The organism is Haladaptatus ordinarius (genome assembly GCF_054177595.1).
In genome coordinates, this window is record NZ_JBPEHH010000012.1 from 36,826 (window position 1) to 60,786 (window position 23,961).

Consider the following 23,961-nt stretch of genomic DNA (forward strand, 5'->3'; position numbering starts at 1 on the left):
TTCCGAAAATCGATTCCATACGAATGCGAAACGGTTATGGGTCGACCTGCCCTTGCTCCAAACGACTTAGGTGAACCTAACAATGGCAACGCTCGAACTAAAAAATGTCCACGCAGAGGTCGTGGAAGAAGGTGAAAAGATCCTCAAGGGCGTCGATCTCGAAGTTAACTCCGGCGAGATTCACGCGCTGATGGGTCCGAACGGCAGCGGAAAGTCGACGACGTCGAAGATTATCGCGGGCCACCCCGCGTACGAAGTCACAGAGGGTGAGGTACTGCTTCACCTCGATGGCAACGAGTTCGGCGACACGGAGATTCCGGAGGACATGCGCACCTGGAATCTCCTCGAACTGGAACCGAACGAGCGCGCTGCGCTCGGCGTCTTCCTCGGCTTCCAGTACCCCGCCGAAATCGAAGGCGTCACGATGTCCAACTTCCTGCGTACCGCGCTCAACGCGAAACTCGAAGAACGTGAGGACCTATTCGAAGGCGACGACGCGGAGGAAGAAGAAGAGGAAGCAGGCTACGACACCAGCCCGATGGAAGGACCTGCCGACGACGGCGAGGTCAGCGTCGCGGAGTTCCAACAGCTGCTCAACGAGAAGATGGAACTGCTCGACATGGACGAGAAGTTCGCCCACCGCTACCTGAACGCAGGTTTCTCGGGCGGCGAGAAAAAGCAAAACGAGGTGTTGCAGGCCGCCATCCTCGAACCGTCCATCGCGGTGTTGGACGAAATCGACTCCGGACTTGACATCGACCGCCTGCAGGACGTATCGAACGGAATCAACGCACTGCGCGACGAACAGGGTACTGGCATCCTCCAGATTACCCACTACCAGCGTATCCTCGACTACGTGGAACCCGATACGGTTCACATCATGCTCGACGGCGAAGTCGCCATGGAAGGCGGGCCGGAACTCGCCGAAAAACTCGAAGACAAGGGGTACGACTGGGTCCGCGACGAAGTCTACCAGACCGCATAAGGTGATACTATGAGTTCAGAACAGGACCACTTGAAAGAGACAGATACCGAAGAACGGTTCGAGTTCAAGAAAGAACAGCGGGCCGCCGTCAAGTCCGACAAGGGGCTGACCGAGGAGGTCGTTCGCCTCATCAGCGAGGACAAAGACGAACCCGAATGGATGCTCCAGCGCCGACTGCGCGCACTGGAGCACTACCAGAACATGCCCCTGCCGACGGACTGGCCCGGCCAGCCCGATCTCACCGAGCTCGACGTCGAAGAAATCGTCCCGTACATCCGCCCCGACGTGGAGACTCGCGGCGGCGCGGACAGCTGGGACGACCTGCCCGATGACATCAAAGACACCTTCGACAAACTCGGCATCCCGGAAGCAGAGCGCAACGCGCTCTCCGGCGTCGGTGCCCAGTACGAGTCCGAGGTCGTCTACCAGAACATGCAAGAGCAGTGGGAGGAGAAGGGCGTCGTCTTCATGAACATGGACCAGGCGGTCCAGGAGCACGAAGACCTCGTCAAGGAGTACTTCATGACGAAGTGTGTGCCGCCGAGCGACAACAAGTTCGCGGCACTCCACGGTGCAGTCTGGTCCGGCGGGTCGTTCGTCTACGTCCCGGAAGACGTCACCGTCGAGATGCCCGTGCAGGCGTACTTCCGCATGAACTCCGAGGGGATGGGCCAGTTCGAACACACGCTCATCATCGCGGAACCGGGGAGCGAAGTCCACTACATCGAGGGCTGTTCGGCTCCCAAGTACTCCGCGTTCAACCTCCACTCCGGCGGCGTCGAAGTGTTCGTCGGGGAGGACGCACACGTCCAGTACTCGACCGTCCAGAACTGGTCGAAGAACACCTACAACCTGAACACCAAGCGCGCCATCGTCGAAGCCGGTGGGCGCATGGAGTGGGTCTCCGGTAGCATGGGCTCGAAGGCCACGATGCTCTACCCGTGTTCCATCCTGAAGGGTCGCGGCGCGAGCGCCAACCAGATATCCATCGCCTTCGCGGGCAAGGGACAGAACATCGACACCGGCGCGAAGGTGTACCACAACGCCCCGAAGACGAACTCCACCATCGAATCGAAGTCCATCAGCAAGGACGGCGGTCGCACGAACTACCGCGGCCTCGTCCACATCAGTGACGGCGCAGTCGACTCGTCCACCTCGGTCGAGTGTGACGCGCTGATGTTCGACAACGAATCCACGTCGGACACCATGCCGTACATGGAGATCAACGAAGACCGCGTGGACGTCGCCCACGAGGCGACCGTCGGAAAGATCGGCGACGAGGACGTGTTCTACCTCCAGAGTCGCGGTCTGGACGACGACGACGCGAAACAGATGATCGTCAGCGGGTTCATCGAACCCATCACCGAAGAGCTACCCATCGAGTACGCAGTCGAACTCAACCGCCTCATCGAACTCGAGATGGAGGGGAGTCTGGGATGAGCACGCAGGTACACAGCACACTCTCGGAGGAGACGGTTCGGGAGATTTCGAACGAACTCGGCGAACCCGAGTGGCTGCTCGAAACGCGTCTCGACGCGCTGGCCGCACTGGACGACCTCGATATGCCGCAGGTCATCCGGACGCCGGGACGTGACTGGACGAACCTCGACGCGCTCGACTACGAGAGCTTCATCGACCCGCTCGAAGCCGAGGAGGAAAAAGAGCGCGTCGAACCCGACGGCGTTCACGTCCTCCCGCTGTCCGAGGCGATGGACGAACACGGCGACGTGGTCGAAGAGCACTTCGGTTCGGTCATCGACCCGCAGGAGAACTACCTGACCGCGCTCTCGACGGCGCTCTTTACGTCCGGGACGCTCGTCTACGTCCCCGAAGGCGTCGCCGCCGAGGACGTGACCATCCGGACGACGATGCAGAGCCAGTCGCTTTTTAACTACACGCTCGTCGTCACCGAGAAGTCGAGTTCGGTGACGATCCAGGAGCGACAGGACTCCGAGCCGCTGTCGGGCGAACGCTACTACAGCGGACTGGTCGAGGTCGCGACTGGCGAGAACAGCCACGTCCAGTACGGTTCTCTGCAGGACCTGGACGAGGAGACGTACAACTACATGCTGAAGCGCGGCAGCGCCAATGACCACGCCACGGTCAACTGGGTCGAGGGTAACCTCGGTTCGCGGCTCACGAAATCCTCCGTCGAGACGACGCTCGACGGGGAAGGCTCGGAGACGAAGACCGTCGGCGCGTTCTTCGGCCACGACGACCAGCACTTCGACGTGGCGGCCCGCGTCTGGCACGAGGCGGCGCACACGACCGCAGACCTCGTGACGCGCGGGGTGCTGGACGACGAAGCTCGGTCCGTCTACGAGGGCGTCCAGGACGTCGGTAAGGAAGCGTGGGACACTAACTCCTACCAGCGTGAGAACACGCTGATGCTCTCGGACGGCAGCGAAGCGGACGCCTCGCCGAAGCTCATCATCAACAACCACGACACCGAAGCGAGCCACTCCGCGACGGTCGGACAGATCGACAAGGAAGACCTGTTCTACATGACCTCGCGCGGCGTGGGCGACCAGCAAGCGAAGAACATGCTCGTGGAAGGGTTCTTCGTCCCCGTCCTGGAGGAGGTCGAAGTCGAAGAACTCCGGAACGACCTCGATTCGAAGATCGTCGAACGTCTCCACCACTGAGCACGCATCACCGCTCGTGGTTTAGTTTTCTCTCTCGGTTCTGACCTTCGCTTTCACACGTCGGTCACCACTTTTGCGCTTTTTCTTCACACGAAATCGTAGTAGGGACTGTTAAGTTTCCCCACCTCTACTCCCCACGCATGAGTGTGGGTCAGCGCGTCTCGTCAGACCGCCAGCTAGCGCGGCTGCTTCAGATTGGCGTGGTGCTGGAAGAACTGGTCGAGGCACGAGCCGCACGCCACTTCGAGTCGCTTCCCTCCAAAGAGCGGAACGAACTCCACGAAGACGTGCGCGAACTACTCGCAGAAGCACGCGAAGAGTCCGCAGAACACCGAGAACGCCTCGAATCGCTCATCGCCGAACTCGATGCCGAGACGGTTCCGTTCGAAGAGATCGAGTTGCTGGTCGGCGAGCAGTACGCCCAGACCGCACCCGACGACTTCGATGGCGTCCTGTACGACCAACTCCACGGCGAGGAGACGGCCTACAAGTTCTACGACGACCTCATCGAGGCCATCGAGGCGAGCGACGCGACGTTCGGTCTCGACCGCGAGCGACTGCTCGAGACGCTCACCGCGATTCGAGAGGAGGAAGCAGCGGGCGTCGAAGAGGTGGCAGAACTGATGGAGGCGGCAGAATGAACACCGCAGACCAGTACCTGAAAGCGATTTTCCTCGTCCAGCGTATCGACGACGGCCCGGCGGCGACCGGCGCACTCGCGGACCGACTCGGTGTCAGTCCGGCGAGCGTCAACGAGATGATCGGCAAACTCCAGGAACGCGGACTGGTCGAACACGAGAAGTATCGAGGTGCTACCCTCACCGACGAGGGGCGAGCGCGTGCCCGTGACGCCCTCCAGACCTACTGCATCCTCGAACGCTTCCTCGCCAACGTCCTCGAAGTCGAAGAGTTCCGCGCCGAAGCGACGGCACTCGAGAGCGTCATCGACGAGACCGTGGCCGAGCGACTGGATACCATCATCGACCGCGAACCCCAGTGCCCGGATTGCTTCCACGCCGAGAGCGACATGTGTGCGTACCTCGCAGAGCAAGGAGAAGCAGACTGAATCACTGGGTTCTCCTTTCGGGAGGATAGAGCGAAAAGCAACACACTTGTACGAGGATGCGCTACCCGCAGATGCAATCGCAGTCCCGTGACGTCTCGTCGAGCGAAGTGAGACGAGGGTCGGTGGACGAGCGTGCAAAGCGAGTGCAGTCCCGTGGTGGTGAGCAGTTCTGAAATAACTGCGAGGTACACGGGGCGAGCGAATGAAATGAGTGCAGTCCCGTGGTGTAGCGGCCAATCATAATGGCCTTTGGAGCCATTGACGGCGGTTCGAATCCGCCCGGGACTATCGTTATCTATCGAAAGACTACTCCAGAAGAGTACCACCTACCGACTCGTATCGCTCGGTGGTGGCGAACTACGTCCTGACCGTTTCGACCACCGAAAGCGACTCGTCGACCACGAGTTCGAGCACGTCCCCGTCGAGTTCGACGCGAAGACGAACCCGAAGTGGCGTCTCGGATTCGACTACCGGCCGGTCGTCCGTGAGCCACGCCAGCGACCACGAGGAGACCGTTCGGAGGTCGATGCCGTGTTCCCAGTGGAACGAGACGACAGCGGGGTGGTCGAGCAGTGCCGTGCCGAGCGAGACGGAAACAACTTCGGGACACCGACGGCAGCGATATTCGACGACGGGAGTATCCTCGAGGTCGACGCCGTTCTCCGGGTCGGGGTCCGTCGACAGTTTCGGTGACATCCGACCCTGACAACTGAGACAAATGCCGAGTCGGGCGTGACCGACGAGCCCCCGCATGTACTGCTCGAACCGCTGGGTGAGTTCTTCTGGGGCGAACCCTTCGAGCGCACCCGGTGGGATGCTCGCGGCTTCGAACAACTCTTTACAGTCCGCACAGCGGATATGCATCCGTTCGTCTTCGTACGTCGCCACGACGGTGCCACCGCAACTCGGGCACGGGTGGTCGAACGAGACTGGGTCGGTGTTGCCGGATTCGGTGTACGTTCCCGAGAGAATCGCGCCGACGACCTGCCAACCGGCGAGACGGAGCCGATAGCCCTCGTCCGTCTTCCGGACGAACTGTTCCACGAGTTTTCCGAGGTGATAGTTGAACTGGCCAGAGTCGCGCATCCCGACGGCGTCCCGAAGTTCGGAGAACGACATCGGTTCGGTGGCGTTTTCGAAGAGGACGCGGAGGATAGCGATACGAGTCTCGTCGCCCAACACGGCAAACGCCTCGTCGGGAGAGAGCGAATCGTGAGCCATGCAACCTGTACGACTGGTGCTGATTTAACTGTACTCGAACCGATATCGAAGGCGACCGTCACACGTGGTCGGGCCGACCGACGACCGGGAACGTCGGCGCTGAACGACGGAGAGAAATACGGCGAGAAGGGGAAGCTTACTTCGAACTGTACTGAATCGTTCCTGTCCACTTTCCGTACAGGTCGTCCGTCTGCTTGTCCTTGTCGAGGAGGAGGACCTCTACCTGCAGCGTTCCGGAGTCGAACTGCTGGAACGCTCCCTCGTCGATTTCGACACTGTACGTTCCCTCGTCGTGCTGGAACCTGACACCCGCGCGCGCGACTCGTTGACCGTTGATACGGACGAGGAAATACGGGTCACCGTCCACCAGCGGTTCGGGGTCGACGCCGGGCATGCTCGTGTTCGCCACGACTTCGACGTCGAAGTTCGTGTACCCGTTGCCGCTTTTCGCCTCGACTTTGTTGGTGAACGTTACGCTCTTGATACGACCGGGCTCACGTTTGTCGTCGATAGGTTTGTTCGGAGCTTTCGGTGGCGACCACGATTCTGCCGTTGTCGTCGTCGTTTCCGTCGAAGTCGCAGTCGTCGTGTCCGTCGTCGTCGTTTCCGTCGAAGTCGCAGTCGTCGTGTCCGTCGTCGTCGTTTCCGTCGAAGCCGATGTCGACACCTCGCTCGTCGTTGTCGTCGTTTTCGTCGTCGTGGTCGTCGTGTCCGAACCGCCGATACCGCTACAGCCTGCGAGTACGACCACGAGGACGAGAACGAGGGAAGTTGACCGTTGCCGATTCATACGTAGTGTGTAGATTACCGTGATGAAGCATAAATATCCTTTTGATGGCTTTCAAGCAGTCATTTCTCCCATCAACGGTAAACGTACAGAAATTAACGACAGCCTACCCTCTCCGACCGCTTCAGAACAGGAGTATCCGGAAGCCACCCCGACGTTCGCTCGGCTTCGCCGAACCGGAAACGAATGAAGACGAGGGCGACACCGGAAGTGACCACGACACCGGGGCCGAAAGCACTCGAGAGACGTTCTCCATCCCCTGCCATACTATTTCGTTGTTACGTGCGGAGACAAGATATTTATCTCCGGAGGTGTACGTCAAAGTGAGTGTGTACGAAAAAGACGAGTTCGTGGAAGACGGTACCTTGGCGCTGTACGGTCGCGGTCGTTGGTGAGTTCGATTTTTGAGACGAATGGCCGTCGTGTTTCGGGTCGAAAACGTACTCAGAGCCGGTCGCGTCCGTTACGGCGCGACGTGGAACGGCGGGAGTCGTCGTCGGTGACCCTTTTCACGAGCGCCCGCAGATACCGACGAACGTTGGACGTGTTCCGACGCTTTGAACCGTTCTGTCGGGAACGGGAACGCCGAGTCGTTTTCTGTTCCGAACGAGTCAGTAACCGTCGAAGCGTTGCTTGCGTCTGTGGCGAGACGGCAGGGTTGTCGGGTGAAAACACTTGCGAGAGAACTGCACACACCGCCGCGACGACGACGAAGTAGTAGCCGAGCGTCGTGACGAGGTTCGCCGAGAAGAACGCCACATAGATTCCGTTGACGAAGAAAAATATCCCGGCTAGCTGCAATCCCCTATTGAGATACCGAAACGACGAGTCGGTCGTTGGTTGCTCGATTCCGTTTAAATTTCTCGTACTCATCTGCCCACCCCCTATTTCGACGTGCGACGTAATGAAAGTCAGTCAGACACGTGTATTGGAGGTGACCTGAATCAAAACGGACGTATCCCTACAGTCAATATATAGACTATAGGGTAAAGTATATACTCCATGCGCCAAATTTATATTTCAGCCGCCGCTTCCAACGAGTGAGCAATGACCGAATACGGGGCGAGGACGGAACTTTCGAAAGGTATTCGTCCGACCGATGCTGCCGACGAACCGGCCACCGAACACACCGACGCTGGCCCCATCTTCGCGCGCTTTTCACGACCTCGAAGCGCGATGCCGACGACGGTAGCCGTCGTCTCCGACACACACGTTTCGACCGAAAAACGCGGAACGTGGAAGGTGTTTCACAGAACCCGGGACAGGCTTCGAACCGTCGTCTCGGACGTGAACGCCCGCGACGTAGATGCGCTCGTGTTCGCGGGAGACCTCACCGAAGACGGCGCGACGACGGATTTCGAGACGGTCGGCACTTTGCTCGCCGACCTCGACGTACCGCATTTCGCCGTCCCCGGAAACCACGACGTTCCGAAGTCGTTCGACGAACACGAGACGCCGACACTCGCGTCGTTCGAATCGGAGTTCGCTCGCGGCGAACTCCCCTTCCACGAACGCGTCGGCGGCGTCGATATCGTCGGCTTGAACAGTGCTTCGGCACCCGACGGGTCACTCGCCGACACCCACGACGGTGTCGTCTCCGACACACAACTCGCGTGGCTAGACGAGACGCTTCCCGAGACGGACGCACCGATAGTCGTCATGCACCACAATCTTCCGGGTCTCGCCGCCGAGAGCGACGTTCGTTCGTGGCGATCTTCGTTTCCGACGAGAAACGCCGACGAACTGGCCGACGTACTCTCCCGACACGACGTGCCGCTCCACGTCTCGGGCCACCTCCACATCCCCGCCGTCGCCCGGACGCATGACATCCGCGAGATCGTCGCTCCGTCCCTGTGTTCGTTCCCGCAGGCGTACCTGCTCATGGAGGTCGGGCCCGCCGGAACCACGGTTCGGTTCGTTCCGACCGCCGGACCGGAAGGAACGAACGAGGCGTATAGACACGCGAAGAGAGATTCCGCCCGGAGCACCGTCGTCGCCGAGATGGCACTCGACAGGATTTCCTCGCTACCACTGGCGGACGAGCGCCTCTCGGTGTCGAAGCCGACCTAATCGAGGACGAACTTTAGACGCTCTTCGTCGCTCCCTTTCGTCTCTCGACCCGTAATCCGGAAGGTTCCTATCTCGTCCGTATTCTCGACGTGCGTGCCCGCACAGGCAGTTCTGTCGACGTCGTCTATTTCCACGATGCGAATCTCACGGATGCTCTCCGGCAGGAGGTGGATGCGGGTCCGCTCCGGGTCGAGCGTCGCTTCTGCCTCCTCGCGGTCCAACTCGTACCACCTGACGGGTAACTCGGCCTGGATGTACTCGTTCAGCATCGTCTCGATGCGGTCGAACTCTTCGTCGGAGAATCGTTCGTACGCACAGTCGATTCGCGCGCGGTCGGTGTAGAGCTGGTTTCCCGTCGTCTGGGCGTCGAACTCGTCGAGCAAGACCGCCGAGAGGAGGTGTTGGGCGGCGTGGTATCGCATGTGTGCGTAGCGGCGGTCCCAGTCGAGTCGTCCGGTGACGGTCGTTCCCTCCGCCGGTGGCGTCCCATCGACGGTGTGATAGATGGTGTCTTTTTTCTGTACGTCGGTTACCTGCCACGTCGACCCCTCAGCGGTGAGTTCACCCCTGTCGGCTGGTTGGCCACCTCCTTCGGGATAGAACGACGTCCGGTCGAGAACGACTCGTTCGCCCGAAACGCGTATAACCGTCGCCTCGAACTCGCGGTCGTACGTCGCGTCGAGATACAGCGTCTCCGTCATACGCGGGTAGACGAACAGCCGTTACTTAACGAACTCGTCGTAACGCTAAAGAGCGAATCGTGCGTTTGTATCAATAATGAGTACTTACCGTGGACAACGGAGGAGATTTTATGGGTGTCGAGATTAAGGGCTCACCCGTTTCTGAAGAGGAATTCGAGGAGATGAAAACGTTCGTGTACGAGTATCTCACCGCGAGCGTAAAAAACGAAGAGGGTGGTGGGCGAATGCGCTGGTACCCGTGGCACTCCGCGGACTACCGCTTCAACCACATTCTCAACGTCGTGAATCTGGCCGAAACGATCGCAGAACGTGAAGGTGCCGACGTCGACGTGGCCCGCGTGGCCGCACTGTTTCACGACATCGCCAAACTCGACGCGGACCAGGACGTTCACGCAGAGGAGGGTGCGCGAGTGGCCCGCGAGTACCTCGAATCGCACGGCGAGTTCCCCGAGTCGTTCGTCGACCAGGTGTGCAAGGCGGTCACGAACCACTCGTATCAGGGAGACCTGTCGAGTCTCTCGAAGGAGACGCAGTCGCTCATCGAAGCGGATATGCTCGACAAGGTCGGCGCGAACGGGACGGCCCTGATGCTCTTGCGAATGGGCTACGAGGCGCGAACGCATATGGCCGCCGCCGAGATGGTCGACAGAGTGCTCGAACGTGGGAAGGACGCGTCGTCTCGTGTCCAGAGCGAAACGGCACGGGATATCGCTCATCGCCGACTCAAGCGAGTGAAGTGGTTCCGCGAGTGGCTAGAGAGCGAAGTGCCGGAGATGGATGCAGAGCCGTCGGGGTCGCCACGCGACCGCAAACTCTGAGCTCGGTATCTTTCCGACACGAGCGACGGTCGAGAGACACGCAGTGAGAGACCGAGCACACGGCGAGGAGACGCCGGTTTTCAGGCGAGCGTCGTCACCGCGTCGTAGACGAACGACACGCCAGCGAGCGCGAGGACGCCCGCACTCAGGTAGGCGACTGCGGGCGCGAACGAATCGACGCGGCGGCCCGCGGCGACCAGTGCCGCCGGAAAGCCGACGATCCAGAGCACGATTCCGGTGAAGAAACCGACGACGATTACCGGGCCGCCGGTCGTCACGACGAGATTGCCGGGGAGGTCGGAGAGGACGTCGAACCGCCCCGGGTCGAGCAGGCCGACGCCCGCCGTGAGCCACCAGATTATCTGATACGGGTTCGTAATCGCGAGTGCGAAGGCCTTTCTGAAACCTCTCGCGTTCTCGTCGACCTCGTCCGCGGTGAACGTCGCAGTAGCGTCTCTGGCCGCGCTGTAGGCGAAATACAGCATGAGCAACCCACCGATACCGACCATGACGCCACGAACGAGCGGGGCTTCTCGGACGACGGCGACGACGCCAGCGAGCGCGAGGAGGAAAAAGCAGGCATCGGCGGTCATCGCGCCGAGTCCGGCGAAGAATCCCGACCGCCAGCCACGGAGAACGCTTTCTTCCGCGATGACGGCGTTCATCGGCCCGGGCGGGGCCGCGAGCGAGAGGCCGAGGACGACACCTGCGACGGCAGAAACGAGCACCTCTTCCATCGAATCCGGCTTCGTACCGGGGTGGTAAAAGGTCGGGGATTGAGGTAATACCACACGGGACGAACGACGTTAGACGAGGGCCTGTCCGAAATGGGCGACGGCGGTCACGGCAGTCTCCCAGACGGAGAAGTTAAAGAGCAGTTGCAAGAAGAAATCCGCGGCGAAAAACAGGAACAACACTGCCGACGCGAGATGTGCCTTCCGCATGTCCAACTTGTGGGAGAACTTGTGGAAGAAGTAGGCATTGGCGATGCTCACAGGAATGATAGCGAGCATCTCGCCGACCCAGATAGCCGAGTGTGCGCCGTACTGCGCGGCGAGGCCGATTGTCACTATCTGTGTCTTGTCGCCGAACTCACCGAACGCCATCATCGCGAAGATGGGGAAGAACGCGCTATACTTTCCCATCGTCGCGAGGTCCTCCTGCTGGAACCGCCGCGGGACGACACCCGAGAGGTCGATAGCGCCGCCGTCGGTTTTCGTGACTCCCTCGGGCGTCTCGCTGTCGGGCATCGACCGGAGCAACAGGACGGCAAAGAGCAGAAACAATCCCGCGGTGAGCGCGTCGAGATAGACGCCGGGGAACAGACGAGTGAGTGCCCCGCCGACGTAAATCTCGAGGGCGGTCCACAGCGCGAACGCAGCGCCCGCCGCACTCACGACTAACCACGGTTTGTAGCGTGCCGACAGTCCGGCGATGATGAATTGCACTTTCTCGCCGGGGAGCACCGCGAGTTGTGTCGTGAACGCGAGAACGACGACGTCCCACCAGCTGGTCACGAACTCAGCACCCCCTCCGTCGCGACACGAACGCGAATCGACCGGGCGACGCTCTCCGGAAGGCTCTGTTCGTCGTCTTCGATGGCGACGGTCACCATCCCGAACGGAGCCACGTCCACGATTTCGAGTTCCGTGCCGGGCGTGATTCCCGCGTCGGAGAGATAGCGCAGTTCCGCCTCGTCCCGGTCGCTGACGCGCGCAACGACGACTGTTGTACCCGTGTCGTGCTCGCTGAGAGGCGTCGTGTCGTCTTCTATCGGCGTCAGGTCGGCGTCCGGAATCGGGTCTCCGTGGGGGTCGACCGCCGGGTTTCCGAGCGCTTCCGCCACACGGCGCTCGAACTCCTCGCTGATGTGGTGTTCGAGGCGGTCCGCCTCGTCGTGGACCTCACTCCACGAGTAGTCCAGATGCTCGGTGAGATACGACTCCAACAACCGGTGGTGGCGGAGCACTTCGAGGGCGACCGTCTCCCCCTCCTCGGTGAGTTCGACGCCCTTGTACTTCTCGCGGTCGAGGAGGCCACGGTCGGCCAGTTTCTCGACCATGCTGGTGACGGTCGGGGGTGTCACACCGAGGTACTCCGCAATCGCGGACGTTGCCACTGGTTCCTCGCTCTCCTGCTGGAGCGTATAGATGGCTTTCAAGTAATCTTCCATCACGTCGCTCAACATCACTGAATGGGGATTAGATGCTTCTAACTCTTTAATTTGTCGTGTGCACAATACTGTTTCGGCGGGTAATTTTCCGTGAGGAATCGTGTGACGGCGGAGGACGTGCTATCCGACTGTGCGAACCTTCTGTCCCGTTCCGCCGCGAAGGAGGACGGGCTTCCCGGTGGGTGGGAGTTTAGCACCGCTCCTCGCAGATTCGCTCGATTATCTTCCCGGTCGAGAGCAGTTGGCCGTCGACCGGTTCGAGTGGCGAGGCTCGTCGAACCTCGCAGTCGATTCCACGTCGGTCGAGTTCGGCTTCGATGGCCGCGTCGTCGTGGTGTTGGTCGTAACCCAGTGCGATGACGTCGGGGTCGAGGTCTTCGATGGGCACGAAGATGTCCTCTGGATGACCGACGCGCGCGTGGTCTACCACTTCGAGTGCGTCGACTAAGTCCCGCCGCTGTGGGTTCGACAGAACCGGTGGTTGCTTGTGCGTTACGTTCTCCCGTCGAGCGATGATGACGGAGAGTCGGTCGCCCATCTCTGCTGCGTCCCGAAGGTAGTGGACGTGGCCGGGGTGGAGGATGTCGAACGTTCCTTGTGCGAGTACGTGTATCACTGCTCTCTCAGCTCCTCGTCAATGTCTGCCTGCGTGAAGTCGAAAAACGATTCTGCGTCGGGGAGTTCGACGTCCAACACGTCCAGCGCTCGCCGGTCGCCGTTCCGGTCGAACGCCTGCCAGCTATCGCGGTCGTAGGGCGCGCCGATGATGATGTGTAGGTCACCCTGTCCAAACGTCGCCAGATCGGCGTCGCTTGGCTGGAGGACCCCGTTCGGGTGTGAGTGAATCGACCCGACCGCATTGAGGTCGTTGGGGACGGTAATCGTCTGCACCGTCGCGCTCACGCTGTTCGACTCGGTACCGGGCATCACAAGGACGTCGGTGATGACGGTTCCCTTCCGGTCGAGGCCGAGTCGGCCCGCCGACTCGCCACGGAGAAACCCCATATACTCGTTCGGGTGAGAATCGTGGGAGGCTTCGAGCGCGAACTCCAGCGTCTCCTCCGCGATACCCAGGATCTCGTTCGAGCGGAACAGCCGCATATCACACACTCCGAGAGCCCACGTTCTAAACGTTGCGAACGCGCCGGGTTCGAATGCTGTCGGTTTCGGCAACAATCCGAGTGGGTCGGAACGAGTGGACACGAGTTGCAAAGCGTTAAAAATAGCGCCCCCGAAGGAAGGGACAAGATGACTTCCGCTGATACCGGTTCCGGCGACGGAACCGACGACTCCGTCGTGTACGAACTCGCGGCGGATTGTACACTATCTGACATCTCTGAAGGAGAACGGTATCACGCTACCGTCAACGGCGTCGTTGACTACGGTGTGTTCGTCGATTTATCCGATTCGGTCTCCGGACTCGTCCACGAATCGAATCTCTCTCGAGAGTACGACATCGGTGACAGCCTCGTCGTCGAACTGCTCGAGGTCCGAGAGAACGGCGACCTGAGTTTCACGCCCGCCGAAATCGACGAGTACGAGACGGTCGCAATCGCCCACGAGTACGAAGTCGCCGAAACGGGCACACTCGCCGAACAGGTCGGCGACAGCGTCCATCTCGAAGGTGAGGTCGTCCAGATCAAACAGACGGGGGGTCCGACCATCTTCCACGTCAGCGACGATACGGGCGTCGTTCCCTGTGCCGCGTTCGAAGAAGCGGGCGTCCGTGCTCATCCGGAGATAGAAATCGGCGACATCGTCCACCTCGTCGGAGAGGTCGAAGAACGCGACGGCTCATTGCAAGTCGAAGTGACGTCGCTCGACGCGCTGACGGGCGACGAGGAGTCGGTCGTTCGTGGCCGAATCGAGGAGGCATTGGACGAACGTGCCGACCCACACGACACCGAACCGCTGGTGGAGTGGCCCGCCCTCGAACAGATGTTTCCGGACCTGCGCGACATCGCCAAGCAACTTCGACGAACCGTGCTCGAAAGCCGCCCGATTCGCGTTCGCCATCACGCAGACGGTGACGGGATGTGTGCCAGCGTTCCGGTGGAAATGGCCCTGAAACGATTCATCGAGGAGACACACCAGGACCCCGACGCGAAACGTCACCTATTCAAGCGTCTCCCGAGCAAGGCACCCTTCTACGAGATGGAGGACGTGACCCGCGACCTGAACTTCGCACTCGAAGACCAGGCCCGCCACGGCCAGAAACTCCCGCTCTTGCTCATGCTCGACAACGGGAGCACGGAAGAGGACGTGCCCGCGTACGAGAATCTAGCACACTACGACATTCCGATAATCGTCGTCGACCACCACCATCCCGACCCGGAGGCGGTCGAACCGTACACCGACGGGCACGTCAATCCGTACCTCTACGACGAGGATTACCGCATCACGACGGGAATGATGTGCGTCGAACTCGCCCGGATGATTTCGCCCGGCGTGACCGACGAACTCCAGCACGTTCCCGCTGTCGCGGGAATCTCCGACCGCTCGAAGGCCAACGCAATGACGGATTACGTCGAACTGGCCGAATCGGAAGGCTACGACGAAGAGTTCCTCACGGATATCGGGGAAGCGATGGACTACGAGGCCTTCTGGCTGAAATACGACCCCGGCCGGAACCTCATCAACGACGTACTCAACGTCGGTTGTGACGACGAGGAGCGCCACCGCGAACTCGTCTCGTTCCTCGCCGAGCGTGCCCGTGCAGACACCGACCAGCAACTCGACGCCGCGATGGCCCACGTCAAACACGAGCGACTGGCGAGCGAAGCCCACCTCTACCGGGTGGACGTCGAGAATCACGCCTATCGATTCACCTACCCGCCGCCGGGGAAGACGACCGGCGAAATACACGACCGGAAGGTACAGGAGACGGGCGAACCGGTCATCACCATCGGCTACGGCCCAGACTTCGCCGTCCTCCGGAGCGACGGTGTTCGCCTCGACATTCCGGAGATGGTGTCCGAACTCAACGACGAAATCGTCGGCGGTGGCGTCAGCGGCGGCGGCCACCTCGTCGTCGGGAGCATCAAGTTCGTTCAGGGGATGCGTGAGCAGGTGCTCGATGCCCTCGTAGAGAAGATGGCAGACGCGGAACTCGACGAAGACCTTCAGAGTACGACGGTCGGCCATCGTACGGACGACTAACCGAACACCGCCTCCTTTCTCGCGAGCCACGTTGCTCCGGCGCCACCTGCGTTAGGTTATGCACGATGCACTTGCGTGTGAGCTTTCGGAGCTGCACGGACAGTTCCGGGAGCGGGGCTTCTCGCCGTCGTCTTCGTTCAACTGCGAGAAGCCTGTTTCACTCATCCAGCGCTGGTGGTAGTCATCATCGTCCATTCGAGCGTTATGCGCCTTCTGCAACGGTGTCTGCTGCCTGTGCTTGATCAACGGTCGTGTTGCTTCGGAGTGACACTTCTCACGGAGGTTGCTCCACTAGTAGTTTGCGTCAGCAGATAGCACACGCAGGTCTTCCGCCGGGAGAGGCCACCGACGGGAGCGTCGTCGACGAGCACGCGAACCGTCACAACACGGTTCTGGGCGGCGACGAGGGTTCGAGCGACACGTTGCGAGCTAAACGAGTAGCCCGCGAGAAGGATACGGTCGCTCGCGGACTGGAGCGTTTCGATAGGGACGTTCGGATTGTCCGGAAGAACGAAAACGCGAGCGGACGCGGCACTGGAGTCGACGATGGGGTGGTCGGTCGCCCCCAGTGGCTGCCACGTTCGACTGTCCGGTCGCCACAGTTCACCCGACGGTGCGTCGACGTACGTTATCGAATCGACCGTTTTGGGGTGGCGACCGTCCGATCCGTTTCGTCGAAGGGAGACTGTTTCGCCACTGTTCGCCAACGAGAGACCCCGAACAGGGAGTGTTCGATGGGACGTGAGGTTCCGGGTCAGATTCGGTGCTGTGGAGAACGCAACACGTCCCGATACGGTTTCGTCGGGGAGTTCGACCGCTCGCTCGCCGTCCGACAACGTCCAGTTCGAGAGGTTCGTCCGGTCGGGAAAGGAGACGACGACGAACTCCCCCGCGTCCTCGTGGGCGACGGGATTGGGATACGCCGCGACGATTTCGGTCGATAGCGCAGTCGCTGACGAAACGGGAGCGAAAAGAGGCGTGAGTATCACGACGACGAACGCGACTCTGGCGAACACGTGACGGAGTGGTTCCGGTCTCTGATATAAACGTTCGGAACGGTGGATTTTTGTCAGAGTCGTTCGCTTTCTCCGTATGGTATCGATCCCGGTTGCGCTGGAACTGGCTGGATACGCGTTGGGGACGCTCGGCGGTGTACTCGTCTTCTTCGAGTTCTTCCAGGTGCCGAACTACATCGAATACGACCCGGACTACAACGACTACACCATCGATATCTCTCCGATGGAGGTAACAGAACACACGTGGGTCGGTCGCGTCGGAGCGTTTCTCGTCGCCCTCGCGTTCGCACTCGAGTTCGTGGCGGTTCTCCTCGCTCAGAATCTCGGGTGAACGATTTCGCGGCAGTCCGGGCACTCGGCGAACCGTTCTTTTCCGTTTTCCGTCCCGTATTCGATGAGAACGTAGCCTCGCGGGATGTCACTCTCGCAGTCTGGACACATGCCGAGGGATGCCGGTTCGGTTGCCATCGTGCTCTCTCGGCCAAAATTCAGGGCGCATACGTATTGTTATTGACCGATTGTACGATGGTAAGGAGTCATTACCGGCCGGTCTCCCGGCTACAACGCCTTTTCGGCCTCGCTCTGGACGAGGAACGCACGGTCGTCGGCGTACCCTCGCACGGCGTCGAGTGCGCGCTCCGTTCCGATCTGGTTCAGTGCCCACGCGGCGCTCGCGCGGACGGAGTCCGAGTCATCGTTTTCGAGCGTATCGGCGAGCGGGTCGATAGCACGCGTGTCGCCGATGCGACCGAGTGCGCGTGCGGCGTGACTGCGAACGTCTGCGTCGTCCGCGACGAGTTGGTCTGCAACCTCCTGGGTCACTTCGTCGCTTCCGATTTCGCCCAGCGCCTTGATGACGGTTTTCGCCATGCCCGGGTCGGCATCGGCGTAGTCGACGATTGCGTCGATGGCATCCTCGCTTCCCGTCTTTCCGAGGATGCGGATGGCGTCCTTGTCGCGGCGATTCGCGCGCTGAAGCATCGGTTCGACCGCCGCGTCGTTGCCCATCCGTTCGAGGGCTTCGAGGCAGTGGCGTTCCATGAAGTTCGACTGGAGCGAATCGAGCGCGAGCAACACCATGTCCGCGCGGCCTTTCTTCTCCCACACCTTGAGCGCGTGCCACTCCGGCGGGTAGTCTTTGCGGTGCTCGAGCACGTCGTAGAAGCCCTCGACTTCGAGCTGCTCGCGCGTTTCGAGGTCGCTCCACTCCTCTGCGTCTTCGATACCCTGTTTCAGCTCGTCAGTCGCCTCGACGAGTGTTTCGATGGTGTCCGCGTCCTCGTCGGGGTGGAGGTCGGCGTCGCCGACCGCGATAGCGGCGTTTTCGAGCACTTCCGCGAGGTCGTCAGAGTTCCGAGAGAGGGTGACGCCGAAGTCCGTATCGAGCGTCTCCTGGACCTTCTCGACGAACGACTCGACGACGGTGACGAGTTCCCCACTCCCCTCCGCGGTCCAGCGAGTTTCTCTGATGGTCGATTCGGCGTCCTCGATATCGTCGATGACGTCCTCGGCGTACGGGCCGCGCTCGTCTTCGAGTTCGTCCCGGAGGTCGGCGAGACGCGACTCCAGTTCCTCTCGCGGGTCGGGGTCCTCTTCGTCTTCGGGTTCCGGTAGGTCGGCGCCCTCCAACAGTCCCTCTATCTTGTCGAGTTCAGCTTCGACGACGTCGAGGTCGGCTTCCGTCTCGGCGGCCTCAAGTTCTTCTTCTGCCTGGTCGAGTTGTTCCTCGAGGGAGTCCGCACTGACGGGTTTTTCCTCCGATTCGGATTCCTGGGTCTCCTGTTCGGTCTCCTCGTCCAGTTCCTCCTCTGTCTCCGCCTCTTCGGCGTCTTCGTCGCTCATGCGTCCACCCCCGAGTAGGCCGTTGCTCTCATATGCCGAAAATTCGGTGCGTACCCATCAAGAGCGTTTCCCTTCTGTCGTCTTCTCTCCCGACCGCTTCCCGGTCGTCGCTCGCCAGTAAAACTGCGGTGAGAGCAGGAGATACGCCAGTGCCAGCGTCAACAGCGCGTACGGGAACGTCCGCCCGTTGAAATCGGGCACGAGCACCGCAAGCGAGTGGACAACCCCCATGATGAGTGCGTCGCGGGCCAGCAGGTCGGGATACGTAATCGTCGAGACCATCAGTCCGGCGAGGACGAACACGAGTGCGACCAGAACGAAGGGGTCTGTGAACCCCGCGAGCACCCCGGCACTGAGGATGACCGACGCGAGGGTCGTCGGAACCCCTTCGGTCACGTCGTCGTCGGTGTCGTAGGCGGTGTACAGCCCCAGTCTGACGATTGCCATCGCGACGAACAGCGCCCCTCCAGCGAGTGCGACCGCAGCGCGAAGTCCGTCGAATCCCCACGTCCCGCGTACGACCGCGACGACCAGCATCGCAGGCGCGACCGCGAACGAGGCCACGTCCGCGAGCGAGTCGAGATACGGCCCCGCCGCCGAACTCCCCACCTGCCTGGCGAGCACGCCGTCGAGTCCGTCTGCCACCGCGGCCAGCAGGACGAGGCGCGCGGCGAGTTTCGGGTTCGTGGTCGCCACTGCAATCGCCAGGAAGCCGAGCGCGGCGTTCGAAACGGTCACCGCGTCGGCCAGCGACAGCCGACCCAGAAACCGGGGTTTCATATCCGGCGAGTAGTGCGAGCGCGCTTGATACGTCTTTTGAAACCACGCTCGTCAGTGGAAGGAATCGGCGATTTGCTGTCACTTGCGTCTCGTTACACCCTCTGAGACAACGTTCCATCGTGTCGGCCAGAGACCACAGGAGACGGCGACATTCGGGAACGGGAGGTGGGGTCACTCGACGACGTCTCGGATGCGGGCGAACGCCTCGCGTTCGCGTTCGCCCCCGCACGTGCGGGCCACGTCCTCGAAGTAGTCCAATCGTTCTCGAAGGTCATCGGCGTCGTAGGCGGCCACGTCGAGGCGAGAGGCGGCAACGGTCGCCTCCACGACCGCCGAAAAGCCGCGGTTCGTCGTCGGGACCGCCTCGCGTACGACTTCGGTCTCGACCGGCGTCAGTTCCCACTCCTCCCAGCGCGTCCCCCCGGACTCCCCCGAATCCACCGATTCGACTTCGACCTCGACCCACGCGTCGGCGGAGTCGAGCACTGGGTCTGCCTCTTCCCGAATCGAGAGCGTCGCATCCACGAAATCACGGGGGTCGCGAGTGAACTGGACGACTCCGCCACCCTGCCGGTGAAAGTTCCGCCGGGTTCGAGTGTTCCCCCACGTCCTGGCGGTCACCGGTCCACCCGAATGGAGACCCAGCGCCGCAACGTTCCACAGGTCGTTCGGGCCGAGTGTCGTGACGACCGATTCGGTCACGCCCCTGAGTTCGACCGGCCACTCGCTCACGGTGTATCCCCTCGCTCCAGCGCGACGAACAGCCCTCCTGCGACGATGTCGGCGGTCGTCCCGGGGTTGATGCCGTCTTCGACCAGCGATTCGGCGAAGGCTCGAAGGAGTTCCACGTCTCCGTTGCGTGCACCCTGGAGTGCCTCCTGTGCTCGGACGCGGATGCTCTCTGCGACCTTCCTCCCGTGTTGTTTCGCAACGAGCGTGTCCGGTTCGCGGGCCAGCAGTTCGAGGTATACCCGTGCGCCGCAACCCGACAGCGGCCCGCTCAGTTCCGAGATTCGCTCGCCCGCCCAGAACGTTCGTTCGAACTCGTTCGTCCACTCGTGGGCGATACCGTCCTCGTCCGCACCGAGCTCCATCACGTCGTAGAGGGTGAGTCCGGCCTCCCGTATGGCCGGAATCGCCTCGCTCCCTCGACGCACGTCGAACTCGTCAGCGTCCTCGGGTGGGTCGTCGACGTACACGTCGACGTGTTCGAACGCCCGGTAGAACCCCTCGGAATCTTCGACGGTCGTGGCTTCGACGACCTCGGTGACGGCCTCGGAAGACGTGTCGTCTGCCTTCACGAGCGGAACCAGCAGGCAAAGCGCCCCGAACTGCGTGTTGCCCCCCGATTGCTGGCTCATCCCGGCGACGGCCTCTTCGAACGCCGCACCGACCGACGCGCCGCGTTCGGCCGAGCGTAGTCCCGTCCCGGCACCGACCGCTCCGGCGAGAAAGTGTTCGAACCGTAGCTCTGGAAAGTCCCGTTCGCGGTCGACGTTGCCCGGCTTCGGCGTCCCTGCGACCTCCAACAACAGCGCGAGTTGTGCGTGTTCTGCGGGTGTCATGCGACTACCTCCGTAAACCATTCGTCGGTTGCACAGCGCACGCGGGAAAGGATTTCGGGACGGTCACTGGGTCGCCCGACGCTCACTGCGTTCGCACCGTACTCCAGATACTCCGTGACCGTCTCTCCGTCCCTGACACCGTTGTTCGCGACGACGAAGCAATCGGTCGTCGCTGCGACGTCGGCGACCACGCGCTCGGAATCCATCGCGTCCACGTGGACGATTTTCGCCCCCGAGGATTCGACCCGCCGGGCGACGTCCGGGAGGTCGACGCCGGCCACTTCGGTTCGAACCTTGACGCCGACAGTCGCGCCCGTCTCGGCCGCCGCTCGAACCTGTTCACAGAGTCGGTCAGGCTCTCGTAGGAGCGACTGTCCCGCTCCCACTGCACACATCTCGTCCTGTCGGCAGTGAGCGTTCACCTCCAGGACTGCGTCATGTGTCCGGCACACCTTCGCGGCGGCCCGAATCGGTGGCAGTGTCCCAGAGCGCACGTTGAACCCCGGCCGAATCGGTACGTCGGAGAGTGCGGTGAGTTGAGCGTCCACGAACGCGATGGGGTCGTCCGGCAAGAACTCCTCTCGGTCGCGGGCGACCAGCTGGCGGGCCGCCTCGCGCGTCTGCTCGTCCAGTGCGATACCGCCCAGAAACGCCGCGCCGACGTGTTCGGCAGCGGCCAGCGCCCACTCGGCGTCCGACTCGCCGCTGAGACTCGCCAGCGCGACCCGTGGCCCGAACATCAGACCACCTCCAGCGCGCGCGCAGCGGCGCGCGCGACGCGCTCCGAATCCTCCGTGTCGTTCATCTCCGTACCGGTTCTGACCACGGGACGGTCCAGGTCGGTGCCGTCCTCGTCGTCCAGCACGAAGGCGTCCACGAAGGGGTACGCTTCCGCGATGCCCGCCGTGCTCGGGTCGTAGCCCACCGCCGCCATCAGCTTCGCCGCCGGGCCGGAGAAGACCCGGTCTTCGACGAACGGCGAGACGGCGACCACGGTGGTCGACTCCAGCGCGGCGCGGAGTCCGTCGATGGCGAGCATCGGACCGATGCTCGTCACCGGATTCGACGGGCCGACGACGACCGGTTCGTTCGCAATCGCGTCGAAGGCGGCGGGCGAGGGGTCGGCCTCGCTCGCGCCCCGGAACTCCACGTCCACGACGTCGGGGTCGCCACCGCGAGCGACCCAGAACTCCTGAAAGTGCATCGTACCGTCGGATCGGTCATCCGACGTAGATCGCAAACCGTCTGTCTGCTCACCACCACCCGGCGTGTGGACGATGCTCGCCACCGGGTCGTCGCTCATCGGAACCACGTCCACCGGCGAGTCGAAGGCATCGGCCAGAATCCGGGTCGTCTCGGTGAGCGTGTGGCCTTCGTCCAGCAGGCCCGTTCGCGTGACGTGAACCGCCCGGTCGCGGTCGCCGAGGAGCATGAACTCCGCCACGCCCGAGAACCGCCGCCAGCGCGCGATGTCACGCCCGTCAGTTTGGAACTCGTCGGGGAGGTAGCGTGGCCCGTCAGCGAGCCCAGCGGACGCCGCGAGTCGGTGGAGTTCGTCGTGCGTCTCGGTCGTGTCGTCCGCGATACCCCACCACGTCTCGCGGTTCAACACGTCACCCTGCTGGAAGAGCACGGTATCGATGTCGGGGCAGACGAGCAGACCACCGAGTTCCACGTCGTCGCCCGTGTTCCCGACGACCGTGGTCTCGGCGGGGGAGAAGACCGAACGTGCCCCGTCGAGCAGTTTCGGCGTGCCCGTTCCCCCGGAGAGAAACGTTACCATAGTTCCGATTCTGCCGACCAGCGTCATAAACCTCGTCCTTCGGTTTTTATACGAAGACGACCGAAATTCGTCACAATGAAGACTATCAAGGACAGCGTTCACGACCACATTGACGTGGTGGGCGTCGCACGAGACCTGCTCGACACGCCCGCAGTCCAGCGACTCCGCCACATCACGCAACTCGGGACGGCCCCCCTCGTCTACCCCTCCGCGAACCACACTCGCTTCGAACACAGCCTCGGCGTCTACCATCTCGCGTGCCAGGCCCTCACGAACCTCGGAATCGAAGGCGTCCAGGCAGAGCGCGTCCAAGCTGCCGCCCTGCTTCACGACGTCGGCCACTCTCCTTTCAGTCACACCATCGAAGACCTCATCCACCGCCACACGGGGAAGTACCACGACGACGTTCACGACCTCCTCGCCGATTCGGCGGTGGGTGACGTGCTTCGTGCACACGACCTGGACCCCGATATCGTCGCCGGGCTCATCGCGGGAGAGGGAGAACTGGGACAACTCGTCTCCGGCGAGTTAGACGTAGACAGGATGGATTACCTCGTCCGGGACGCCCACCACACGGGCGTTCCGTACGGTACCATCGACCACGAGCGTCTGGTCCGCGAGTTGACCTTCCTCGACGGGGAACTGGTGCTCGCGGAAGGGAACGTCCAGACGGCAGAGAGTCTGCTCGTCGCTCGCGCGCTGATGAATCCGACGGTGTACAACCACCACGTCACGCGCATCAGCAAGTCGATGCTCCAACGCGCGAGCGAACGGCTACTCGACTCGCCGGACATCGACGCCGAACAGCTGCGGCGGATGGACGACCACGACCTGCTCGTCGCACTTCGAACGAATCCCGACACCGCCGAGTTCGCGCGCTGTCTCTCCGACCGCGACCTCTACAAACGCGCGGTCTGGGCGGAGATGGCGGACGTTCCGGACGAAGTCATCGACGCCGACCCCGAGACGATACGCGAACACGAAGCCGACATCGCCGACAGCGTCGGTGTCGAACCCGAATCGGTCGTTCTCGACGTGCCGAGTCGTCCGCAGATGACCGAATCCTCGTCGCGCGTCATTGTCAACGGTGAGGTTCGACCGCTCTCTCGCCAATCGACGCTCGTCAGAGCACTCCAGCGCGTCCAGCGCGACCAGTGGCGGTTGGGCGTCTACGCCCCGGCAGCGACGACGGAACAGGTCGGACTCGCCGCGGAGCGAGTGCTCGGACTCGACACCGAGGGAGCGCTGGTGAGCGACGTTCGAACCGGCGTCAGGACGACGCTCGACGATTTCGAGTGAATCCTCGACTCGAAATCCGCGACGGGGAGTTTAAGACCCGGTGCTAACAAC

27 protein-coding genes, 1 tRNA gene and 1 pseudogene are annotated in these 23,961 nt (G+C 61.9%); 11 read left to right on the plus strand and 18 right to left on the minus strand.

The features are described from left to right. The first annotated feature begins 82 nt into the window (after nt 1-82). The 6 genes from ACR3FF_RS06620 (at nt 83) to ACR3FF_RS06645 (ending at nt 4,984) form a co-directional block, all read left to right on the plus strand. Complete coding sequence (locus tag ACR3FF_RS06620; RefSeq protein ID WP_458187133.1) at nt 83-985, plus strand: ABC transporter ATP-binding protein; 903 nt, start codon at nt 83-85, stop codon at nt 983-985. 9 nt (nt 986-994) lie between these two features. After that, complete coding sequence (sufB, locus tag ACR3FF_RS06625; protein ID WP_458187135.1) at nt 995-2,425, plus strand: Fe-S cluster assembly protein SufB; 1,431 nt, start codon at nt 995-997, stop codon at nt 2,423-2,425. Beyond that, complete coding sequence (gene sufD / locus ACR3FF_RS06630) at nt 2,422-3,630, plus strand: Fe-S cluster assembly protein SufD (protein ID WP_458187137.1); 1,209 nt, start codon at nt 2,422-2,424, stop codon at nt 3,628-3,630. Before sufB ends, sufD begins: the two co-directional genes overlap by 4 nt. A gap of 140 nt (nt 3,631-3,770) precedes the next feature. Next, nucleotides 3,771-4,271: a ferritin-like domain-containing protein gene (locus ACR3FF_RS06635; RefSeq protein WP_458187139.1), complete on the plus strand. Its 501-nt coding sequence runs from the start codon at nt 3,771-3,773 to the stop codon at nt 4,269-4,271. Beyond that, nucleotides 4,268-4,696 (plus strand): metal-dependent transcriptional regulator, encoded by a 429-nt coding sequence (locus ACR3FF_RS06640; protein WP_458187140.1) that lies wholly within the window; start codon nt 4,268-4,270, stop codon nt 4,694-4,696. The genes ACR3FF_RS06635 and ACR3FF_RS06640 overlap by 4 nt, the downstream gene beginning before the upstream one ends. Nucleotides 4,697-4,911: 215 nt before the next feature. Further along, nucleotides 4,912-4,984, plus strand: a tRNA-Gln gene (locus tag ACR3FF_RS06645). Between the two features lie 69 nt (nt 4,985-5,053). On the opposite strand, the gene ACR3FF_RS06650 is transcribed toward ACR3FF_RS06645, so the two are convergent. The 3 genes from ACR3FF_RS06650 to ACR3FF_RS06660 all read right to left on the minus strand — a co-directional run bounded on the left by ACR3FF_RS06650 (nt 5,054) and on the right by ACR3FF_RS06660 (nt 7,577). Further along, nucleotides 5,054-5,917 (minus strand): ArsR/SmtB family transcription factor, encoded by an 864-nt coding sequence (locus ACR3FF_RS06650; RefSeq protein ID WP_458187142.1) that lies wholly within the window; start codon nt 5,915-5,917, stop codon nt 5,054-5,056. Nucleotides 5,918-6,053: 136 nt separating this feature from the next. Next, a complete protein-coding gene (locus tag ACR3FF_RS06655; protein WP_458187144.1) occupies nt 6,054-6,707 on the minus strand; it encodes a hypothetical protein in 654 nt (217 codons plus the stop codon). Between the two features lie 441 nt (nt 6,708-7,148). Then, nucleotides 7,149-7,577 (minus strand): hypothetical protein, encoded by a 429-nt coding sequence (locus ACR3FF_RS06660; RefSeq protein ID WP_458187146.1) that lies wholly within the window; start codon nt 7,575-7,577, stop codon nt 7,149-7,151. Nucleotides 7,578-7,751: 174 nt separating this feature from the next. On the opposite strand from ACR3FF_RS06660, the gene ACR3FF_RS06665 reads away from it, so the two are divergent. After that, nucleotides 7,752-8,774 carry a metallophosphoesterase family protein gene (locus tag ACR3FF_RS06665; protein ID WP_458187147.1) on the plus strand — a complete coding sequence of 341 codons (1,023 nt, stop codon included), beginning with the start codon at nt 7,752-7,754 and terminating at the stop codon, nt 8,772-8,774. On the opposite strand, the gene alaXM is transcribed toward ACR3FF_RS06665, so the two are convergent. Further along, entirely contained in the window at nt 8,771-9,475 is a 705-nt protein-coding gene (gene alaXM, locus ACR3FF_RS06670) for an alanyl-tRNA editing protein AlaXM (protein ID WP_458187149.1), read from the minus strand. The two genes, ACR3FF_RS06665 and alaXM, sit on opposite strands and share 4 nt — an antisense overlap. Nucleotides 9,476-9,585: 110 nt before the next feature. On the opposite strand from alaXM, the gene ACR3FF_RS06675 reads away from it, so the two are divergent. Continuing rightward, nucleotides 9,586-10,293 (plus strand): HD domain-containing protein, encoded by a 708-nt coding sequence (locus ACR3FF_RS06675; protein WP_458187151.1) that lies wholly within the window; start codon nt 9,586-9,588, stop codon nt 10,291-10,293. 80 nt (nt 10,294-10,373) lie between these two features. Here ACR3FF_RS06675 and ACR3FF_RS06680 read toward each other — a convergent pair whose 3' ends face one another. The 5 genes from ACR3FF_RS06680 to ACR3FF_RS06700 form a co-directional block, all read right to left on the minus strand. Continuing rightward, a complete protein-coding gene (locus ACR3FF_RS06680) occupies nt 10,374-11,030 on the minus strand; it encodes a LysE family translocator (protein ID WP_458187152.1) in 657 nt (218 codons plus the stop codon). Between the two features lie 69 nt (nt 11,031-11,099). Then, on the minus strand, nt 11,100-11,810 hold the full coding sequence (locus tag ACR3FF_RS06685) for a TMEM165/GDT1 family protein (protein WP_458187153.1): 711 nt from the start codon (nt 11,808-11,810) through the stop codon (nt 11,100-11,102). Next, a complete protein-coding gene (locus ACR3FF_RS06690) occupies nt 11,807-12,481 on the minus strand; it encodes a metal-dependent transcriptional regulator (RefSeq protein WP_458187154.1) in 675 nt (224 codons plus the stop codon). The genes ACR3FF_RS06685 and ACR3FF_RS06690 overlap by 4 nt, the downstream gene beginning before the upstream one ends. Nucleotides 12,482-12,656: 175 nt before the next feature. After that, nucleotides 12,657-13,082 (minus strand): FAD synthase family protein, encoded by a 426-nt coding sequence (locus tag ACR3FF_RS06695; protein WP_458187155.1) that lies wholly within the window; start codon nt 13,080-13,082, stop codon nt 12,657-12,659. Next, the gene (locus ACR3FF_RS06700) at nt 13,079-13,567 is read right to left on the minus strand and encodes a JAB/MPN domain protein-containing protein (protein WP_458187156.1); all 489 of its coding nucleotides are present in this window, start codon (nt 13,565-13,567) and stop codon (nt 13,079-13,081) included. The genes ACR3FF_RS06695 and ACR3FF_RS06700 overlap by 4 nt, the downstream gene beginning before the upstream one ends. A 147-nt stretch (nt 13,568-13,714) precedes the next feature. Here ACR3FF_RS06700 and ACR3FF_RS06705 point away from each other — a divergent pair, with 147 nt between their 5' ends. Beyond that, nucleotides 13,715-15,625, plus strand: a complete 1,911-nt coding sequence (locus tag ACR3FF_RS06705) for a DHH family phosphoesterase (protein ID WP_458187157.1) — start codon at nt 13,715-13,717, stop codon at nt 15,623-15,625. 40 nt (nt 15,626-15,665) lie between these two features. On the opposite strand, the pseudogene ACR3FF_RS06710 reads toward ACR3FF_RS06705, so the two are convergent. Together ACR3FF_RS06710 and ACR3FF_RS06715 are read right to left on the minus strand one after the other, a co-directional pair. Continuing rightward, nucleotides 15,666-15,958: pseudogene (locus tag ACR3FF_RS06710) on the minus strand (IS5/IS1182 family transposase); the annotation flags it as partial. Further along, on the minus strand, nt 15,868-16,641 hold the full coding sequence (locus ACR3FF_RS06715; RefSeq protein WP_458187199.1) for a phospholipase D-like domain-containing protein: 774 nt from the start codon (nt 16,639-16,641) through the stop codon (nt 15,868-15,870). The gene ACR3FF_RS06715 and the pseudogene ACR3FF_RS06710, both read right to left, overlap by 91 nt. Before the next feature lie 76 nt (nt 16,642-16,717). Between ACR3FF_RS06715 and ACR3FF_RS06720 the strand changes: the two genes are divergently transcribed. Next, nucleotides 16,718-16,972, plus strand: coding sequence for a hypothetical protein (locus ACR3FF_RS06720; RefSeq protein WP_458187158.1), 255 nt, complete (start codon nt 16,718-16,720; stop codon nt 16,970-16,972). Here the strand turns inward: ACR3FF_RS06720 and ACR3FF_RS06725 are convergent. The 7 genes from ACR3FF_RS06725 to cofD form a co-directional block, all read right to left on the minus strand. Then, nucleotides 16,957-17,109 carry a DUF7837 family putative zinc-binding protein gene (locus tag ACR3FF_RS06725; RefSeq protein WP_458187160.1) on the minus strand — a complete coding sequence of 51 codons (153 nt, stop codon included), beginning with the start codon at nt 17,107-17,109 and terminating at the stop codon, nt 16,957-16,959. The two genes, ACR3FF_RS06720 and ACR3FF_RS06725, sit on opposite strands and share 16 nt — an antisense overlap. Nucleotides 17,110-17,199: 90 nt before the next feature. Then, a complete protein-coding gene (locus ACR3FF_RS06730; protein ID WP_458187161.1) occupies nt 17,200-18,483 on the minus strand; it encodes a HEAT repeat domain-containing protein in 1,284 nt (427 codons plus the stop codon). A 57-nt stretch (nt 18,484-18,540) separates the two neighbouring features. Continuing rightward, nucleotides 18,541-19,263, minus strand: coding sequence for a protein sorting system archaetidylserine synthase (locus ACR3FF_RS06735; protein WP_458187163.1), 723 nt, complete (start codon nt 19,261-19,263; stop codon nt 18,541-18,543). Nucleotides 19,264-19,434: 171 nt separating this feature from the next. Next, on the minus strand, nt 19,435-19,995 hold the full coding sequence (locus ACR3FF_RS06740) for a DUF447 domain-containing protein (protein ID WP_458187164.1): 561 nt from the start codon (nt 19,993-19,995) through the stop codon (nt 19,435-19,437). Continuing rightward, nucleotides 19,992-20,828 (minus strand): triphosphoribosyl-dephospho-CoA synthase, encoded by an 837-nt coding sequence (locus tag ACR3FF_RS06745; protein ID WP_458187166.1) that lies wholly within the window; start codon nt 20,826-20,828, stop codon nt 19,992-19,994. The genes ACR3FF_RS06740 and ACR3FF_RS06745 overlap by 4 nt, the downstream gene beginning before the upstream one ends. Further along, entirely contained in the window at nt 20,825-21,568 is a 744-nt protein-coding gene (locus ACR3FF_RS06750) for a tRNA-dihydrouridine synthase (protein ID WP_458187168.1), read from the minus strand. The genes ACR3FF_RS06745 and ACR3FF_RS06750 overlap by 4 nt, the downstream gene beginning before the upstream one ends. Further along, nucleotides 21,568-22,611: a 2-phospho-L-lactate transferase gene (gene cofD / locus ACR3FF_RS06755; RefSeq protein ID WP_458187170.1), complete on the minus strand. Its 1,044-nt coding sequence runs from the start codon at nt 22,609-22,611 to the stop codon at nt 21,568-21,570. The genes ACR3FF_RS06750 and cofD overlap by 1 nt, the downstream gene beginning before the upstream one ends. A 75-nt stretch (nt 22,612-22,686) precedes the next feature. Between cofD and ACR3FF_RS06760 the strand changes: the two genes are divergently transcribed. Then, on the plus strand, nt 22,687-23,910 hold the full coding sequence (locus ACR3FF_RS06760; protein ID WP_458187172.1) for an HD domain-containing protein: 1,224 nt from the start codon (nt 22,687-22,689) through the stop codon (nt 23,908-23,910). Nucleotides 23,911-23,961: the final 51 nt, after the last annotated feature.